Here is a 15,993-nt window from a genome sequence, read left to right as displayed (position 1 = left end):
CTCAACAATACTTCTTGAGTTGCTCCGATGAGATATTGCCCTCGCGGGTTACGTGGGCCTTTCCGTCTTTAATCTCAACGATGGTCGAGGAACCATCGCCCGAGAGGTCTCCGGCGTCCACAAAATGGTCGACTCTGCTGACAAAATTCTTTCGGATCTGAGCAGGTGAACTCGCACCTGCCTTCTTTTCCTTGTTGGCGCTCGAGACAAGCACCGGTCCACCAAACTCCTGAAGGAGTCTAACCATGAGTTCGTCTTCCGGGATCCGCACGCCGATATGACCGTTCGCTTTGGTCAGCTGTTTGACTACCGAGCGCGGGATTTCTGAGCTGGGTTCGAAAAGAATGGTGAGCGGCCCAGGCCAATGATCCTTGGCGAGCTGATTGGCCACGCTTGGCACCTCATCCGTGATTTTCGAAAGGTGATCTTTGCTCGGCACAAAGACGAGTGAAGGAGCCTTCGATGTGCGTCTCTTGGACTGCATTAAGTTGATCACTGCGTCTTCATTGAGCAGGTCGGCGAGTATTCTGTACGTTCCTCGGCATGGCATACAAACGAGTCCGCCATTGGCGAGCGTCTTAGCCAGGGCTTTGATGTGTTCAGGGTTTTCGGCGACTTCTTGAATCTTGATAATCTTCATATCGACCTTTCAAGTAGGAGGGACTCGAATTGTAACACGTTTGTCACGCGGAACCAGAGCAGTGATACCGGTGGAGTGTTCAAAAGAACTCCGCTATGTTGCGCCGATGAACCAAGGCGAGGCTCGCCGCATGACGAGGAGGCAGTGATGAGTGACCCAGTGGTGCATGCTCGAATGACGCAGTTGATGCTCGATGAGAAAAAACTCACTGAGGAGAAGGCTAAATTGATCGAAGAGGTGCCGGTTTGGGAGCGCCGCGTGGGCCTCGCGAAACAAAAGGGTATGCACGATCTGGCTGCAGAAGCCGAGCAGCGCGTTGTGGAGGTGAAGACCCGGATCAAGGAGATCGAGCTCAAGCTCGAGACGCTCGAAATGGATAAGGACATGCTGCGTTACGAGTCGCGTCGGCCGAGTGGCCGAGAAGTGGAGCGGGCTGAGGCCATGCTCGACCAGGTGCGCCTCGGGGGTCTGGTAGACCCAGACAGGATGGATAAAGAGCTAGACGAGACAGCGTTCGATTTTAACGAGGAGGACTAGATGGCGAAGAAGAAAAAAGAGACGAAAGAGATTGCGGAGATTCCCGAGATTTCTTTCGACGATATCGAGACCGTCGAAGATGTAGAGCGCGCGGTACTCGCCGGCTATACCTTCGAAGACGTGGATTTTGCTGGGTCGGATTTGAGTGAGGCCAAGCTTGCGGGTGCAGTGCTGGTCAACGCGAATCTGGCCGGCGTCAACATGATGGATGCGGATCTGACGGGTGCGAACCTTTCCGGGGCCATTCTGGCAGGTGCGGTACTCAACGGCGCAAAGCTCTCAGGGGCATTGGTGGTCGAGGCCGACTTGAGTGGTGCGGACCTTTCGGCCGCGGAGCTCGACGGGTCTGATTTTTCCGGATCTGACCTGAGCGGTGCAGATTTGAGCGGCTCGAATCTCTCAGGGGCACTCTTCATGGAGTGTTCATTGGCTGGTGCTGACTTGGCCGGATCGGTATTGCATCACACGGATTTTACGGGGTCTGACTTGAGCGGGGCGTCGCTCCACGAAGCGGACGCGCTGGACGCGATTTTCCAAGATGCGGATCTCTCCGGAGTGGAGATTGGTGGGGCGATCTTCAAGGGCGTCCTGCTTGAAGGCGCGGATTTGAGTGGCGCGGGTGCTCGGAAGACCGACTTCTCCGAGGCGCTCGCGCAGGCTGTCGATTTCTCAGGTGCTGATATTGAGAAGGCAGCATTTAAGAAGGCCGATCTACGCGGAAGTGATTTTTCCGGCGTGGCGGCGAAGGGCGCGAATTTCAAGAAGGCGCGCCTTAAAGAGGCCCTGACCGAAGACCTTGTCGGGGCAAAGAACGTCAAGTAGAGCGAAGCATGAATAAGTTGGATCGAGTGAGCATTCCCACGATTCGTGGGCGAATTCTGGAGCGCCTTCAGCGGGCAAACCCGCGTGAACCAGAGGATTTGGCGTTTGGCGAGAGTATTGGCGAGGTCACGCTGAAGACGCCTTCGGAGCGAGCTGTGGTGGCGCTTGCCTGCCTTGTGCTGGAGAATCTGCGCGAGGCCGGCGGCTCCAATGCGCCCGAGCGTACTCTCGAGACCATTCTGAAGAAGACGCTTGCGACACTTGGCCCGAAAGAAGTCATGGATATCGAGATCGAAGCGTATGAAATGATGCTTTGGATCGGTGCTGCGATCGACCCGGAATGGCGTGTAGAAGAAGGGGTGGACGTAGAGAATTTGGACCCGCGGTCGGGTCCACCCGACCTTATCCGATTCGCTATCGCCACGGGGCAAGACCTTGAGTTGGACTATTACAGTGCGAATCGTGGCGAGTTGACGCACAGGCGCATCACGCCCCTGAGCTTTGAGGCGGAGACCTATCTACACGCCTATTGCCATATGCGCCGGGACGAGCGGATTTTCAGGGTCAGCCGTATCGCTGACCTAAAACCGGTTGGCGGTTGGTCGAAGATCAAGAAGGTCAAGCCAGCCAAGGACAAAGAGCCTGAGGATTCGGGTCAGATGTCTTTCTTTTGAGCGGGGATGAGAGTGAAACACTTCAAATTGTTCATTGACGGTGAATTCTGTGGAGGGCGCTCGACCTTCGAAGATATCAATCCCGCGACGGGTCAAGTGATCGCGAAGGTGGAGGAGGCGGGACCCGAGGAAGTCGACCGGGCCGTGGCTGCAGCGAAGCGAGCCTTGAGCGGGCCGTGGGGAAAGTTGAGCGTCAGTGAGCGAGCGAGCCTTTTGCACAAGGTGGCAGACGGCATCATGGCGCGATTTGATGACTTTTTGCGCGCCGAGATCGAGGATACCGGAAAGCCCGTGAGCTGGGCTTCGGCGGTGGATATCCCTCGTGGAGCCGCCAATTTTCGGATCTTTGCCGACCAGATCAAAACCATGGGAGTTCCTGCATTTCATCAGGATACGGCCGATGGCTTAGGGGCCTTGCACTACGTGTCTCGGCGTCCCGTGGGCGTTGTGAGCGTGATTTGTCCGTGGAATCTTCCTTTGTTGCTCATGACCTGGAAGGTCGCGCCGGCGCTTGCAGCGGGCAACGCGTTGGTGGTCAAGCCATCCGAGGAGACGCCGGCGACGGCTACCTTGTTGGCCGAGGTCATGCGAGACGTAGGAGTGCCGCCCGGCGTCTTTAATGTGGTGCACGGATTCGGCCCGGGCTCAGCGGGTGAGGCGATGACCACGCATAAAGATGTGGCTGCGATAACGTTCACTGGTGAGAGCGCGACGGGGCAGGCGATTATGCGGAACGCAGCGTCTGGCCTGAAGAAGTTGAGTTTCGAGTTGGGCGGCAAGAATCCCGCACTTGTGTTTGCTGACGCCGATTTTGAGGCTGCGATTGCAGGTACGATGCGGTCCGTTTTCTCGAATTGTGGGCAAGTGTGTTTGTGCTCCGAGCGCGTCTATGTGGAACGCTCAGTTTTTGATCGGTTTGTCGAGGAACTTGCCAAACGTGCATCAGAATTGCGGCTCGGAGATCCGTTCGACTCGGCTACGGCGATGGGGCCGTTGATTTCTGCAGGGCATCGAGAAAAAGTGCTGAGCTACTACGAGCTGGCAAAATCAGAAGGGGCCGAAGTGGTGATGGGCGGAGGTATTCCAGAAATGCCTGCCGAGTATGCTGCAGGCTCGTGGGTTCAACCCACTATCTGGACGGGGCTTTCCAATGACGCACGTTGTCTGCAGGAAGAGGTATTCGGCCCGGTGTGTCACATCATGCCTTTTGACTCCGAAGACGAAGCCATCGCGCTCGCAAATGACTCTGATTATGGCCTGGCCGCCGCAATTTGGACTCAGAACCTGAATCGCGCGCATCGAGTCGCTGCGGCGATGGAAACCGGGTTGGTCTGGGTGAACACGTGGTTCTTGCGCGATTTGAGAACTCCTTTTGGCGGAAGCAAAGCTAGCGGTATCGGGCGAGAAGGGGGCGAGTATTCGCTGAACTTCTACTCAGAGACCAAGAATATCTGCATTAAACATAACTGACTTGGCGTCCGCGCTTCTCTGACTGCGCGTCGACTTGACCATATGTTCTCTGGGGATTAGTCTGCGCGCCGTTTCAAGGATTTGCGAGGAGATGCTGTGTCCGACGAGAAAAAAAAGAAGAGTGCAGACGAGATCGTTGACGATGCCGCTGCAGAGATGGGTGTGGATGATGCGAAAGTCCCAGAGAGTGATGAGTCATCAGAGAACGTGATGGCTGGGCTCGGCGGAATCTTTGATGTCCCCGCAAAGAAGAAGAAAAAGAAGAAAAAGGAAGAGGTTGTTGAAGACACCTCTGACGAGGATTCTGAGGATGAAGAGGCCGAAGAGCCCGCTCCGAAAAAGGCTGAGAAGCCAAAGGCCGAGAAAAAAGCGGAGAAGCCTAAGTCCGATAAGCCTAAGAAGAAGGTTGAAGGGGTTGAGATTTTTGCTGGTGGCGATGACGTAGACCTCAGCTCGCCCTATCTGGGAACCGAGGACTTGGGAGACTACGACGCCCCTCAAAAATCCAATACTGCGCTTTACGCCGGCGTGGTGATCGGCGTGCTCGCCTTGGCCGCTGGCGCTGTGTTCATGGTGGGAGATGTGGACGACCTCGGCGCACTCTTCCGTGGTGAGCTTAAAGAAAAGCGACTAGCTGAGAAACGCCGCATTGAAGAGGAGCACAAGCAAAAGCTCCTCGATGCGCAAGAACTTTTTGGCACCGTGTTTATCAGCGGAAACGCGAAGTACGCTGCCGTGAAGCTCAATGGCAAGTTGCAGTATGGAGAGACATCGTCCGGTCAATTCCGCGAAGTTCTTCTTACGGCTTCAACACCGTTCCAAAACCTCAAGGTCAAGGAGAAGCAACTCTTTGAGATTACCTCGCCAGGGTTTCAACCGCTCAATGTGGAGCTGACTCAGGGAATGTGGAATGAGAACCCAGGCGGAGATTTCACGTACAATCTCACGGCGAACCTGACCCCTCTCAGTCCTGATCACAAGCTTGAGTACGATGCTCGACTGAGCTCGGATATCGAGACTGATTATTTTGGAAAGGTCACCATCAACACTACGCCTCCAGGCGCTACAGTGATGTTCAACAACTATCCGCTTCTCAACGAGAAAGGCGAAGAGTTGAAGACGCCAGTGACCTTTGAGAAGTACTGGGTCAAAGACGACAAAGGTAAGCTCGAAGAGCGGCCTGTGTACGTGGACACGACCATTGATCAGGGCCACAAGATCGAGCTCTTTATTCCGGACAGCGACTATCCGAAGTACGTCACCGCGCTGCAACGTCAGATGTGGACATGTAACTGGAAGTCGGAGGCTGAGCTCAAGGCTGAAAAGTTCAACCCAGACTCGGATAGCATTCAGAAAAAGTGCAATTACACCTGGGATTTCAACTTTAGCTTTGATGAACTCAAGCAGTTCATCGCTGACCGCGACGCAGAGATCGCACGAATCGAAGCTCATAACGAAGCTGAGCGAAAGCGTCTCGAAGCAGCGAATAAAGAGGAATAGTGCTCTCACCTACGAAGATCGTATGTATCGGGTTGAACTACCGGCTCCACGCTCTGGAACAGGGAAAACCTATTCCAGAGGAGCCGGTGATCTTCCTGAAAGCCTTGTCAGCTTTCCATGGGGAGTCTTCGCCCATCGTCCTTCCTGAAGAAAGTTCAGAGGTTCATCACGAAGCCGAGTTGGTGGTGGTGATGGGAAAGCGCGCGAAGAAGGTCAATGCTGCCGAGGCTCTCGATTATGTGGCGGGCTTTACCTGCGGCAATGACGTCACCGCGAGAGATCTGCAGCGCAAAGACAAGCGTTACACCCGTGCGAAGGGATTCGATACGTTTGCGCCGGTTTTGCCAAGATTCGTTCCGCTCTCCGAGTGGATCCCTGGCGACCAGGCCGTGATTTGTCGTGTGAACGGCGAGGAGCGTCAGCGCGGTCTGGTTAGCGATATGATCTTCTCGGTGGGTGAGTGCATCGAGTACATCTCCAGCATTATGACCCTTGAACCCGGAGATTTGATCTTCACGGGAACGCCTTCGGGCGTGGGACCGATTCACGACCAAGATGTTGTCGAGGTCGAGGTCGAAGGCATAGGTGTGCTGCGAAACCCAGTCCAGCGCAGTTCATGACGCGGACCCTTGAGATCCGATATGAAGTGGTGGATCCCGGTCTCGCGTTGACTCCCAAGATCATCGCGCGAGAACTATGGGATGGTCTCGTGATGTTTGCGCGCCGGTATCAAGTAGAGGCTGGGCCCTATATTGGAACCTCGCGAGCGGACGAGACAACCGTGGTCTTTGAGTTTCCTGTCAATGAATCTCAAGACCAACTCTACTGGGCTTTCAGGCTCGGGCTCAGCTTCTACCGAGGCACACTCGACAAACTCTCAAGCCAGCTTGGAATCGAGCTGAAGAATGTGGTGGAGCGAGCCAGCGAGCTGGCACAAGCGCGCGAGCAGATTGAGGGTACCTTTCTTTTCAAGGCGCTTTTGCCGGATGACGAGACACAAAGTACGTTTGTGGCTGATGCGCTCGGTGAGGATATCCATCAGAGTCAGCGTGCCGTTGATTTCATTCTAGCGTCCCATCGGCCGTCTGTGGAGGCATTGGTTGCCGTATCAGAGGCTTCGAAGAAGCTCGGATGGTATCGCTGCGCCCGTGGGCTCTATGAGGTCGGAAAACGCCTGCGCTCGGAGATAGAGGTTGAGGAGCTGGAGGCTGTTACCGCTGCTTCACCCGAAGCTAGTGCAGCTTGGGTGGCGCTTAGAGCTAGCCTTGGTCTTAGAATGGATGAGGTCAAAGCGCTGATCAAAGAGTCTGAGCCAGTCCCCGAGTCGTTGGTGGAGTTCGTGGGTTATGAGAGTTGGACGCCGAGTCAGGCTGAAGAGCTAGTCTCGATCTTCCGCGGCGTCTTGGGTCAACGGGCGGAACTCGATGAGGCGCTAGCCTCGTCGACTTACAACGTGTTCCGAGACAAGGAATCGTTGTGGGAGGCGCGCTCCATTCTTCGTGCTCTGGAAGAGTCGGGAAAGGGCGAATCGGCGCTGATCGCGTCAAGAGCCTTGGAATTCTTCGAGCGAAACTAGCGGCTCTTTTTGGCCTGATAGACCCGTCCGCTCCAAGAGATTGCACCCTTGGTGTTCCACCACCAGGAGTTGATCGCGATGGCCATCAGCACCACCACAGCGACGGGGTGAAGGAGGGCGGAGACGAAGGGGTGTCCATGTCTAATACTGAGCACGAATCTCAAGCTCAGGTTCGCAAGCACTCCTGCAAGGGCTGCGAGCCCCCAGGTCTGTGACCAAGCGAAGCTCACGAGTCCGAGATAGGGGGCGACAAAAGTCCCGATGTAGAGCGCGACAAGGAAGACGAGCCCGATTGGGTGTGCGCCGATCCCTTCGTAAAGATTTTTTGAGAACCCCTCCCAGATTTCCCTGAAGTTTCGGTACATCCGGCAGGTCGCGATAAAGTGTCCGTCGGCGAAAACCACACGCAATTTCTTGGTTTTTGCGATCCGACAGATCGCCATATCGTCGACGACTTCCTTTTTGATGGCCTCGAAGCCACCGACTTGGTCGTAAGCGTCTCGGTCAAAGGCGAGGACTTGGCCGTTGGCTGCGAGAAACCGAGGGTCATTCGTTTTCCATACAAGTGGCATTGGTAGCCAACTTGTATAGGTCATGTGCAGAAGCGGCATGACGAGCTTTTCCGGAAAGGTTACCATCTCCTGACGCGGTACAGCGGTCACGACCTTCGCGCCATAATCTTCAAAAATACTCAGGATCCGCTGCAAACCTTCGGGATGAAGTCTCACATCGGCATCCAGAAAGAGAAGTTTGTCGCCACGTGCGAATCCGGCGAGCCTGTGGCACGCGTGAGGCTTTCCGACCCAGCCGGGCGGGAGACCAATCCCGTTTTCGACTCGAAGCTCTCTAAACTCCTCTGAGAGTCGTTTGAGGATGTCTGGAGTGCTGTCGGTAGACCCGTCGTCATACACGATGACTTCGTCGGGTTTCACAGTGCCGGACATGACGGAGCGCACGGCGGCTTCGATGTTCATGGCTTCATTCCGAGCGGGAATGAGCACGCTGATGGAGCCGTCGGGACGAGCGCCTATGCGGCCTCGAGGCCAAACAAACTCGTTAAAAACCGTAAGTAGAAGCGCGCCGAGTGCAGGCAAGACCAAAAGAAGCCAGAGCATGCTCATGACACGAGGCTCCGAACGAGCCTCTTGACGCGTCCTTTAGCCGGACCCGCAAAAAGTGGAAGCCACATCGAATTTGGCCCTTTGAGGTCATGGACGCGCATTCGCACGAGCGGGCGCATGAGGTCTTGGTCGATGTTGTCTGGAACGACAAACTCACCGATGCCCTTGGCCCGTTGGTCTTCGGTCTCGGCACTAACGATCCACCTCAAATAGAAGGGCCCTTCATCCACGGTATGGTGATGCTTCACTTCCAACCATGGTTTGCCGCCCGAGCTAAGGCTGAGTCCTGTGGGATACGAAACGCCAGTATACGACCATTTAGCACGATGAACCGTTGCTTCGAGTGGGTAGGTGATGGTGGAGCCGTCCTCTAGAATATCGAGGCCGTGACTCTCGATTTGGCCCGATTCGCCCCAGAGCACGTAGTAGATTCGCTCTCGGTCGGCCAAGGGCACGCGCCCCCAGAGCCAATCTTTGATCCCAAGTCTGTGCAATGCTCGAGTGCCTCCGTTTCGGTCGAAATACCCTCGGCCATCAATTCGAACTTCTTCGTCGCCTATCGTCGCCTGCAAAGAGGCTTGGGCGGGGCCACTGAGTGGTGACCAATCGTGGGTGGGGTCGCGCGACTCGGTGCCTAACTCTTTTCGTGCTGGCGCGGTGAGCCGGTATTCGCCTTGGAGCCTCTCATTCGTCCCAGGGATATCGAGATCGAGTGAGCCATGCAACGTCCGCACGCCGTCCACAACCTTGGTGGTGAAGGTCGAGCGACCAAACTGCCATTGCCCGTCTTGATCCCAGCTCGCATCTTGCGCCGTGAATTCTTGGAGCAAGTAGAAAGCGGGCTTTCCTTTTGAGTAGATGGCCACGCTGATGCTTGGGCGCGAGCTAGGAAGCTCTGCTTTGCCGCTTCGTTCTGCGTTGGCGTAGCCGGGTAAGAACGGAAGGCCCCACGACCAGATGATCACTGCGCCGTCCCCGCTCTCGTTCACGAGGTCGGTATACCACCACGCAAAACCACCGGGTGAATTGAAATACTCGGAATCAAGCCGGTGATCCGGCGAACTAAAACTCATCATTTGGGCCACAATGAACCTCCCTAAGGCCATCTACCCTATGATGCATCTAGGCTTGAGAAGATGCGAGACTCAGGTCGTGACGCGCCAGGTCGTGCCCTCGGGGGAATCCATGATCTCGATACCCATGGCGAGTAGCTCGTCTCGAGCAGCGTCAGCTTGTGCCCAGTCTTTGTTTTCACGGGCCTGACGGCGCTCTTCGATTTTTTCCTCAACACGTGCCCGGTCGATACCCAAGAGTTCGACCTTGAGGTCTCGAATTTCTTCGAGAGCCTGCTTGGGGTCGAGTTCCAGGAGGCCGAGAATTTTGCCAGCGAGCAGGAGTGATGCCCGGACGTGCCAGAGCGTCCACGCTCGTTCGTCGTTGAGTTTCTTCTTCGACTCCGTGAGCTCGTTGCCGATTCGAGCAACCTCGCCAAAAAGAGCCAACGCACGTGGCGTGTTGAAGTCATCGGAGAGCACATCTTCCAAACGCTCTTGGAATCCCTCAAGCACCTGCCCCTTGTTCTCGTACCATCGAGCCTCTGGGGGCGGGTTATCGTCTGAGAAGCCAGACTTCGCCAAAGCGTCTTGGACGCGATCGAGCGTCGTGTAGAGGTACTCGATTCGTTGGGTAGCTTCGTCGAGATTATCCGACGAGTACGTCACAGGATTTCGGTAGAGCGTGGTGTGCGCAAAATAGCGCAGCGCCTCAGGGTGATAGCCTTTGAGCACGTCACGGGTTGTCCAGAAGTTTCCGAGCGACTTGGACATTTTGCGCTCGATCTTCCGTCCCGTTTCGTCAACCTCGGCCACATTCACCATGCCGATATGCATCCAGTGGTTTGCAAAAGTTTTCCCAGAGCACGCCTCGGATTGCGCAATTTCGTTTTCGTGGTGTGGGAAGATCAGGTCTCGGCCACCGCCATGAATATCAAAGGTTTCCCCGAGATACTCCGAGCTCATTGCCGAACATTCGATATGCCATCCAGGTCGCCCGGGGCCCCAAGGGGACTCCCAGCTGAGCTCATCGCCTTTTGTGCTCTTCCAGAGTGCAAAATCAAAGGGATGTTCCTTTTGACCTTCGTCATCCGAGACACGACCAGAGCGGCCTGCTTCCATATCTTCGAGTTTGCGGTGCGAGAGCTTTCCATAACCGTCAAAACTCTGGACCCGGAAGTAGACATCGCCATTGGCGTTATAGGCGTGACCACGCTCGATCAGCCGCTCAACCATGGCGATGATATGTGGAATGTGGTCAGAAACCTTTGGCTCAACGTCGCCCTCGGCGACGTGAAGGCGGCCCATGTCTTCGTGAAACTCGTCGATAAATTTCGCCGAGAGTTCGAGAGGGGCCATGCCTAATTCAGCAGCCCGCTTGATGATCTTATCATCGACGTCCGTGTGATTTCGGACGTATTTGACTTCGTAACCAAGGTGTCGAAGGAAGCGTTGGACCACATCAAAAAAGATGTAGACGCGTGCGTGACCAATATGGGTGAGGTCGTACACGGTGACGCCACAGACGTACATTGAGAGTTTGCCGGGGGTAATCGGCACAATGTCCTTCTTGGTATCACTCAGTGTATCAAAGACGCGCAGCGTTTTCAGGGTCATCATCAATCCTTATATTTCGACTATTCGAGGTCGGCCCAGCCGTCATCGACGCTGGATTCCTCTTGGGCTGGCGACGACTCGGTCACGCCTGGGATACCAAATTGAGTCTTCTTGACGTCATCATCGTCGTCGGCCTCTTTGGCGGCGTCGTCAGCTGCCTTGAGGAAGGAGGCGAGTCCGCCAGGGTTGCTGTCCAGAAGGCTCGTCTGCCCGTTGGAATCTTTCTTCTCGGCTTCCTCGGGAGCTTTCACCTCTTCAGGGGCCTTCACCTCTTCAGGGGCCTCGATTTCCGTCGGGACCTGAGCCTTAGCTCTGACGATGGGTTGAGCCACATCTGACTCTTCTTCCTTTGCCTCAGGCTCAGCAGCAGCCTCACTTTCTGTCTCGGCTGCTTTCGGTTGGGCTGCTGCCTCGGCTTCTGGAGCAGGCTCGGCAGCTACTACGGTTTCGGCTGGCTCAGGCGCTTCTTCCACCGGCTCTTGGACCGCGTCACGCACGTCTACAACTGGTGCTTTGGGCTTCCTAGGCGCAGGCACGAGTTCTGGCACTTCAGGCGTCTCAAAGACCACGCCAGCTTCGTTCAGTTTACCTTCGAGATAGGCGATCTTCTCAAAAGAAATATCGAGCTGGCGCTGAGTGATCTTGTAGGCGCGGTCGCTGTTTTCGACCTGGCGCCGCATCTTGTCCACGTTGCTTCCACTCTTCTTCGAGCGCTTCTTGGTCGCATCGAGTTCGTCCTGAGCTTTCTTCGCGTCGCGTCGTGCACTCTCAAGCTGAGATTCTGCACGGCGCAGGGCTTCCTTGAGCTCCTTGACTTCGGCATCGTCTTTTTCGTTGATAACCGTAGCGGTCGCCGCAACAGGCTCAACCTTTTCGGTCTTCTCGGTTTTGGCCGATTTCTTCGATTCAGCTTTTGTCTTCCATTCAGCGGCTTCGGCCTTGGCTCGCGCGAGTTCCTCTCGCAATTCGAAGAGGTCGTCGGAGCCTACAATCGGCTTTGGCGCTTCAGACTCAGCAACCTTCAGGTCTTTGACTTCGCCTTTGAGCGTATAGATCTTGGCCTTGAGTTCCTTGACTTCATCTTTGGCGTCTTGGAGTTCTTTTTCGAGCTTGGACGTATCGGCGGCTTTTTCGGGCTTGGATTTGGACTCTTTTGGCGTCGATTCTTTGGAAGACTTCGGTGCGTCATTGGTTGGCAACGATCGCTTGCCCGAGGGACGTGCATCGGCTTCCAAGAATTTATTCTTCCAGTTGAGATTATCTCGAACGAGGAAAAGGATCGCGCCCACGGCGATCGCCAAGAGAATACCTAGGATCTGGAGTTCCATGATTAACTCAGTGTGGTCCCTTTTGGGGATGATGTCGGCAAACGCGCCCAGCCTATCTGGCCGCAAGGACTGCCTGATTAGCACCGCACCACCTTGATCGCAAGCCTCTCAACGCAGACGCCGCGTGTACAAATCGAGAGAAAGCATTAGTATGAAAAGCGAGCAAAGCATCTGCAAAGGACCAAGAATGGCACGAACAAAGGATCTAGTTCTTACGGGAATGGCTTTGAAAGGCCTCGTAAGGGCTGCGGAGACACCCGTGAGCGGCGAGCTTGTCAAGCGTCAGCTCTTCGCCGATCTGGGACTCGACCGAGTCTTTGAACTCGATTTGTCAAAACACGGAAACCCTGAGCCAGCCTCGCTTCCGCTACATCCAGAAGGTGAGGAGCACTGATGTTTTTTAGACCCACCTCCAAGGACTACAACGAGGCTTATGAGTCCGGCCGCCTAAGCCCGAGCGAAGTCATCGAGAAGACCCTTCACGCCATTCGTGAGAGTGACCGAGCTCGGCCCTCTCTCGGTGCCTTCATCGAGCTGAGAGACGCTGCGATCTTGGACGCGGCAAAGGAGTCCGACGAGCGTTGGCGTCAGGGCAAGGCTCTAAGCGCGCTCGACGGTGTGCCCGTGGCCATCAAGGATGAATTCGATGTGGAGGGCTATCGCACTCGAGCTGGCACCACGTTTCTAGGGCAGCGTGCCGCGTCTAAGGACGCGAGCGTCGTCGAGAGATTGCGGCGCAAAGGTGCCATCATCCTCGGCAAGACCCATATGACCGAGATCGGAATGGGAGGAGTGGGCGTCAACCCTCATTTTCCCGCTCCACGAAACCCTTTCGATCCATTTCGGATGACGGGTGGAAGCTCGAGCGGATCTGCAGCGGCCGTGGCGGCGGGGCTTTGTCCAATCGCGCTTGGAAGTGATGCAGGGGGCTCAATTCGAATGCCTGCTTCGCTTTGCGGGATCTACGGGTTTAAGCCTACGTTTGGGCGCTTGCCAACCACTGGAGGAGCGCTCTTGGCCTGGAGTCTTGACCACGCCGGACCACTCGGGGCGAGCATCAATGATGTGGCAATGTTCTACGACGCGACTTGCGGGCGAGACTCGAGCGATCGTGCCTCGCAACTTGCACCACACGCGCGTCGGATCGCGACCTTGCGAATCCCAAAGGCGAAGAACCTGAAAGTTGCCTGGTGTCCCGAGTTCGCCGATGACGCGGATGAAGAGGTCAGGCGCGCCTTTCACGAGGCTTTAGCCACATTGCGCGAGATGGGTGCGAAAGTTGAAAAGGTGTCTCTCAAATACGTGGAACTGATCCAAAAGGTCGGCTACGTGACGTTTGTGGCGGAAGCTGCGGCATCTCAGGCGGATTCTCTTCGCAAGTATCGCGAAGAATACAACCTCGACACGCGTTTGCTTCTGGCTGTCGGTGAGAGGGTAAGCGCTGCTGAGTATCTGCACGCTCAGCGGGTGCGAAGTCTGATTCGCGACGAGTTCCTAGGCGTGTTCGGCGAACATGATCTTTTCCTAAACCCAACGCTCGCCTGTACCGCTCGGCCGATCGAGCGGGCGGCTGAAAAAGAGGGGCAGGTGGACACCGCCCTCAATGATGCGATTGCCCGCTACACATTTTGCGGCACGCTCACTGGATTTCCCGCGCTTTCGATACCATGCGGAGTGGACCGCGCGGGCTTGCCAATCGGCCTGCAAATCATGGCGCGCCCTTGGGCCGACGAAGCGGTCTTGAGATATGGGGCAGCGTTGGACCAACTCATGCCGGCAATGCCCAAACCAAAAATGAACTGGGATATTCTGGGCCTTGAGATGGATTGAACTTAGAACATTCCCGCTTCAACTCTATCGAGGAACTCATCTAGGGCACCGAGCGTGAGCGAATTATCGTGACGCGCATAGGTCGCGAGATTCTCCTCAAACCTTGGGAGTTCTCTTAGGAAATGCTCAATGGTCTTGAGGTCGAGATTCTCATCACTCATGCCGTAGCCAAGCTTCTCGAGATACCGCCCGTTCATGATTTGCTCGAACTGACCGCGAATCGGAGTCGCGAGGTAGGGCTTGGCAAGGTGAACAGATTCCGACATCAACGTAAATCCAGCAGAAGCGATGACGCCCCTGGCACTCGCCAGATCCTCAACGAACCCTTGGTCGCTGAATGGTTTGTACGTGATATTGCCGTCCTGAAGTTCTTCTTTGAGGTCACGACGCAGCCCGTAGACGAAGACCGGGACCTCGAGCTCCTTGAGCATATTAGGCAGCGAGCCAAACGACTCTGAAGTTTGGTACACGAGTAGGTGATCTCCTTGACGGGGGCTCGCGCGCAAGATGGTTTCACGAAGGATCGGCGGCACGAGCTTGGTTCGGCGCTTCCTAACTTCAGGGTAGAAGAACGTGGTGATCAGGTATTCATTGGCGTGAGGCGTTCGGGCTTTGACGATCGACTTCGCGAGCTTGAAGTCGTCATAGGCGCCAACCAGGATCTCAGGGTCATGGGTGCAGCGGTTGATGATTTGGATATTATCTACGCAGATCAACGGCAGTCCGTACGCCTTTGCAAAGAGCCAGGTCCACGTCTCAAAGTCACTGATCACCACGTCCGGGTTGAACTTTGCTTCGACCTGAAAGAAGTCTTTGACGTTTCCAGGAAGCCCTTGAATGGCGCCTTTGAGGTTCTCTACGCCAGTCATTAGGCGGTCGACCTCGTTGTCTTCGACCACCATGTCGAGCCCCCAAATCTCCGTGAGATCCCCAAACTTCTGGTTCAGGTACTTCACCGCCCCACCTGACGCTACGGCGTGAACTTCATGGCCCTGATCGAGTAGATGTTGAATCACGACTGCGCTTCGAATGGCGTGACCCATTCCTGATCCCACCACACCATAAAGAATCTTCATGCTTTTCTCCTGAACCAGGCGAGGTACTCGATGTTTCCGGCCGGACCGTGGACCGGACAGTCGATTCCGTTGACAAACTCAAGGCCAAGGGTGTCTGCGTCTGAAATCACGCCCTCGATGGCCCCGATTCGAGCGTCTTGGTCGCGAACCACACCACCTTTACCAATATTGTCACGACCGACTTCAAACTGAGGTTTGATGAGGGTGATCACGTCTGCCGACGGCCCTAGAAATGGCAGGGTTGGCGGCAGAACCTTGTCCAAAGAAATGAACGAGCAGTCGATAACGGCGAGGCCGCACGTCTCGGGGAGCGCGTCGAGGGTTCGAATATTTGTGCGCTCTAGGTTAACTACGCGCTCATCTTGCCGAAGTTTCCACGCGAGCTGGCCATACCCCACGTCAACCGCATAAACTCTGGCCGCACCCCTTTGTAGCACGCAGTCTGTAAAGCCGCCGGTGGATGCGCCCACGTCGATCACGACTTTGTCGGTGCAATCGTAGTCGAATGCATCGAGGGCCGCCTCAAGCTTGAGTCCTCCGCGAGAAACGTAGGGATTCTGAAGTCCGCGCACCTCGATGGTTGCGCCCTCATCAACCCGAGTGCCGGCCTTCTCAACTTTGACGTCGTCCACGTAGACCTGTCCGGCCATGATAAGGGCAGCTGCCTTCGAGCGAGTCTCAACGAGTTCTCGGTCCACTAGTAGTTTATCGAGTCTATCTTTCATGTACTTCGCGTTCTGGGACTTTGTG

Annotated in this window: 16 protein-coding genes; 9 read left to right on the top strand and 7 right to left on the bottom strand. The window is 55.6% G+C overall.

Annotated elements, in window-relative coordinates; translation table 11 throughout:
- Position 1 precedes the first annotated feature (1 nt).
- The gene (locus FRD01_RS09615; protein WP_146959177.1) at positions 2–640 is read right to left on the bottom strand and encodes an L-threonylcarbamoyladenylate synthase; all 639 of its coding nucleotides are present in this window, start codon (positions 638–640) and stop codon (positions 2–4) included.
- Positions 641–787: 147 nt separating this feature from the next.
- Here FRD01_RS09615 and FRD01_RS09610 point away from each other — a divergent pair, with 147 nt between their 5' ends.
- From FRD01_RS09610 to FRD01_RS09580, 7 genes are all read left to right on the top strand, one after another.
- Positions 788–1,177: a hypothetical protein gene (locus FRD01_RS09610; protein ID WP_146959176.1), complete on the top strand. Its 390-nt coding sequence runs from the start codon at positions 788–790 to the stop codon at positions 1,175–1,177.
- Complete coding sequence (locus FRD01_RS09605; RefSeq protein ID WP_146959175.1) at positions 1,178–1,999, top strand: pentapeptide repeat-containing protein; 822 nt, start codon at positions 1,178–1,180, stop codon at positions 1,997–1,999.
- A gap of 8 nt (positions 2,000–2,007) precedes the next feature.
- Entirely contained in the window at positions 2,008–2,673 is a 666-nt protein-coding gene (locus FRD01_RS09600; RefSeq protein WP_146959174.1) for a helix-turn-helix transcriptional regulator, read from the top strand.
- Between the two features lie 6 nt (positions 2,674–2,679).
- A complete protein-coding gene (locus tag FRD01_RS09595) occupies positions 2,680–4,143 on the top strand; it encodes a 2-hydroxymuconic semialdehyde dehydrogenase (protein WP_146959173.1) in 1,464 nt (487 codons plus the stop codon).
- Positions 4,144–4,239: 96 nt separating this feature from the next.
- Positions 4,240–5,643 (top strand): DUF1192 domain-containing protein, encoded by a 1,404-nt coding sequence (locus FRD01_RS09590; RefSeq protein WP_146959172.1) that lies wholly within the window; start codon positions 4,240–4,242, stop codon positions 5,641–5,643.
- Positions 5,643–6,263 carry a fumarylacetoacetate hydrolase family protein gene (locus FRD01_RS09585; RefSeq protein ID WP_249756144.1) on the top strand — a complete coding sequence of 207 codons (621 nt, stop codon included), beginning with the start codon at positions 5,643–5,645 and terminating at the stop codon, positions 6,261–6,263. The genes FRD01_RS09590 and FRD01_RS09585 overlap by 1 nt, the downstream gene beginning before the upstream one ends.
- Positions 6,260–7,219, top strand: coding sequence for a hypothetical protein (locus FRD01_RS09580; RefSeq protein WP_146959170.1), 960 nt, complete (start codon positions 6,260–6,262; stop codon positions 7,217–7,219). The genes FRD01_RS09585 and FRD01_RS09580 overlap by 4 nt, the downstream gene beginning before the upstream one ends.
- On the opposite strand, the gene FRD01_RS09575 is transcribed toward FRD01_RS09580, so the two are convergent.
- From FRD01_RS09575 to FRD01_RS09560, 4 genes are all read right to left on the bottom strand, one after another.
- Positions 7,216–8,340 (bottom strand): glycosyltransferase family 2 protein, encoded by a 1,125-nt coding sequence (locus FRD01_RS09575; protein WP_146959169.1) that lies wholly within the window; start codon positions 8,338–8,340, stop codon positions 7,216–7,218. The two genes, FRD01_RS09580 and FRD01_RS09575, sit on opposite strands and share 4 nt — an antisense overlap.
- A complete protein-coding gene (locus tag FRD01_RS09570; protein WP_146959168.1) occupies positions 8,337–9,416 on the bottom strand; it encodes a hypothetical protein in 1,080 nt (359 codons plus the stop codon). Before FRD01_RS09570 ends, FRD01_RS09575 begins: the two co-directional genes overlap by 4 nt.
- A gap of 69 nt (positions 9,417–9,485) precedes the next feature.
- Positions 9,486–11,012 carry a cysteine--tRNA ligase gene (gene cysS, locus FRD01_RS09565; protein ID WP_249756143.1) on the bottom strand — a complete coding sequence of 509 codons (1,527 nt, stop codon included), beginning with the start codon at positions 11,010–11,012 and terminating at the stop codon, positions 9,486–9,488.
- Positions 11,013–11,029: 17 nt separating this feature from the next.
- Positions 11,030–12,337 (bottom strand): hypothetical protein, encoded by a 1,308-nt coding sequence (locus tag FRD01_RS09560; RefSeq protein ID WP_146959167.1) that lies wholly within the window; start codon positions 12,335–12,337, stop codon positions 11,030–11,032.
- A 187-nt stretch (positions 12,338–12,524) separates the two neighbouring features.
- Here FRD01_RS09560 and FRD01_RS09555 point away from each other — a divergent pair, with 187 nt between their 5' ends.
- Positions 12,525–12,731 carry a hypothetical protein gene (locus FRD01_RS09555; RefSeq protein ID WP_146959166.1) on the top strand — a complete coding sequence of 69 codons (207 nt, stop codon included), beginning with the start codon at positions 12,525–12,527 and terminating at the stop codon, positions 12,729–12,731.
- Positions 12,731–14,167: an amidase gene (locus FRD01_RS09550; RefSeq protein ID WP_146959165.1), complete on the top strand. Its 1,437-nt coding sequence runs from the start codon at positions 12,731–12,733 to the stop codon at positions 14,165–14,167. Before FRD01_RS09555 ends, FRD01_RS09550 begins: the two co-directional genes overlap by 1 nt.
- A 2-nt stretch (positions 14,168–14,169) precedes the next feature.
- On the opposite strand, the gene FRD01_RS09545 is transcribed toward FRD01_RS09550, so the two are convergent.
- On the bottom strand, positions 14,170–15,243 hold the full coding sequence (locus FRD01_RS09545; RefSeq protein ID WP_146959164.1) for an MJ1255/VC2487 family glycosyltransferase: 1,074 nt from the start codon (positions 15,241–15,243) through the stop codon (positions 14,170–14,172).
- The gene (locus FRD01_RS09540; RefSeq protein ID WP_146959163.1) at positions 15,240–15,968 is read right to left on the bottom strand and encodes a TlyA family RNA methyltransferase; all 729 of its coding nucleotides are present in this window, start codon (positions 15,966–15,968) and stop codon (positions 15,240–15,242) included. Before FRD01_RS09540 ends, FRD01_RS09545 begins: the two co-directional genes overlap by 4 nt.
- Positions 15,969–15,993 lie beyond the last annotated feature (25 nt).

Origin of the sequence: Microvenator marinus (assembly GCF_007993755.1) — a bacterium.
GTDB lineage: Bacteria > Myxococcota_A > Bradymonadia > Bradymonadales > Bradymonadaceae > Allomicrovenator > Allomicrovenator marinus.
The sequence above is the reverse complement of the archived record's forward strand: the minus strand, read 5'-3'. Positions and strand labels throughout refer to the sequence as shown.

Bases quoted from the DNA above. Each gene is read 5' to 3' on its own strand.
- FRD01_RS09605 (WP_146959175.1), top strand. From the start codon at position 1,178: ATGGCGAAGAAGAAAAAAGAGACGAAAGAGATTGCGGAGATTCCCGAG.
- FRD01_RS09580 (WP_146959170.1), top strand. From the start codon at position 6,260: ATGACGCGGACCCTTGAGATCCGATATGAAGTGGTGGATCCCGGTCTC.
- FRD01_RS09575 (WP_146959169.1), bottom strand. From the start codon at position 8,340: ATGAGCATGCTCTGGCTTCTTTTGGTCTTGCCTGCACTCGGCGCGCTT.
- FRD01_RS09560 (WP_146959167.1), bottom strand. From the start codon at position 12,337: ATGGAACTCCAGATCCTAGGTATTCTCTTGGCGATCGCCGTGGGCGCG.
- FRD01_RS09570 (WP_146959168.1), bottom strand. From the start codon at position 9,416: ATGATGAGTTTTAGTTCGCCGGATCACCGGCTTGATTCCGAGTATTTC.
- FRD01_RS09600 (WP_146959174.1), top strand. From the start codon at position 2,008: ATGAATAAGTTGGATCGAGTGAGCATTCCCACGATTCGTGGGCGAATT.
- FRD01_RS09555 (WP_146959166.1), top strand. From the start codon at position 12,525: ATGGCACGAACAAAGGATCTAGTTCTTACGGGAATGGCTTTGAAAGGC.
- FRD01_RS09545 (WP_146959164.1), bottom strand. From the start codon at position 15,243: ATGAAGATTCTTTATGGTGTGGTGGGATCAGGAATGGGTCACGCCATT.
- FRD01_RS09550 (WP_146959165.1), top strand. From the start codon at position 12,731: ATGTTTTTTAGACCCACCTCCAAGGACTACAACGAGGCTTATGAGTCC.
- cysS (WP_249756143.1), bottom strand. From the start codon at position 11,012: ATGATGACCCTGAAAACGCTGCGCGTCTTTGATACACTGAGTGATACC.
- FRD01_RS09615 (WP_146959177.1), bottom strand. From the start codon at position 640: ATGAAGATTATCAAGATTCAAGAAGTCGCCGAAAACCCTGAACACATC.
- FRD01_RS09595 (WP_146959173.1), top strand. From the start codon at position 2,680: ATGAGAGTGAAACACTTCAAATTGTTCATTGACGGTGAATTCTGTGGA.
- FRD01_RS09610 (WP_146959176.1), top strand. From the start codon at position 788: ATGAGTGACCCAGTGGTGCATGCTCGAATGACGCAGTTGATGCTCGAT.
- FRD01_RS09540 (WP_146959163.1), bottom strand. From the start codon at position 15,968: ATGAAAGATAGACTCGATAAACTACTAGTGGACCGAGAACTCGTTGAG.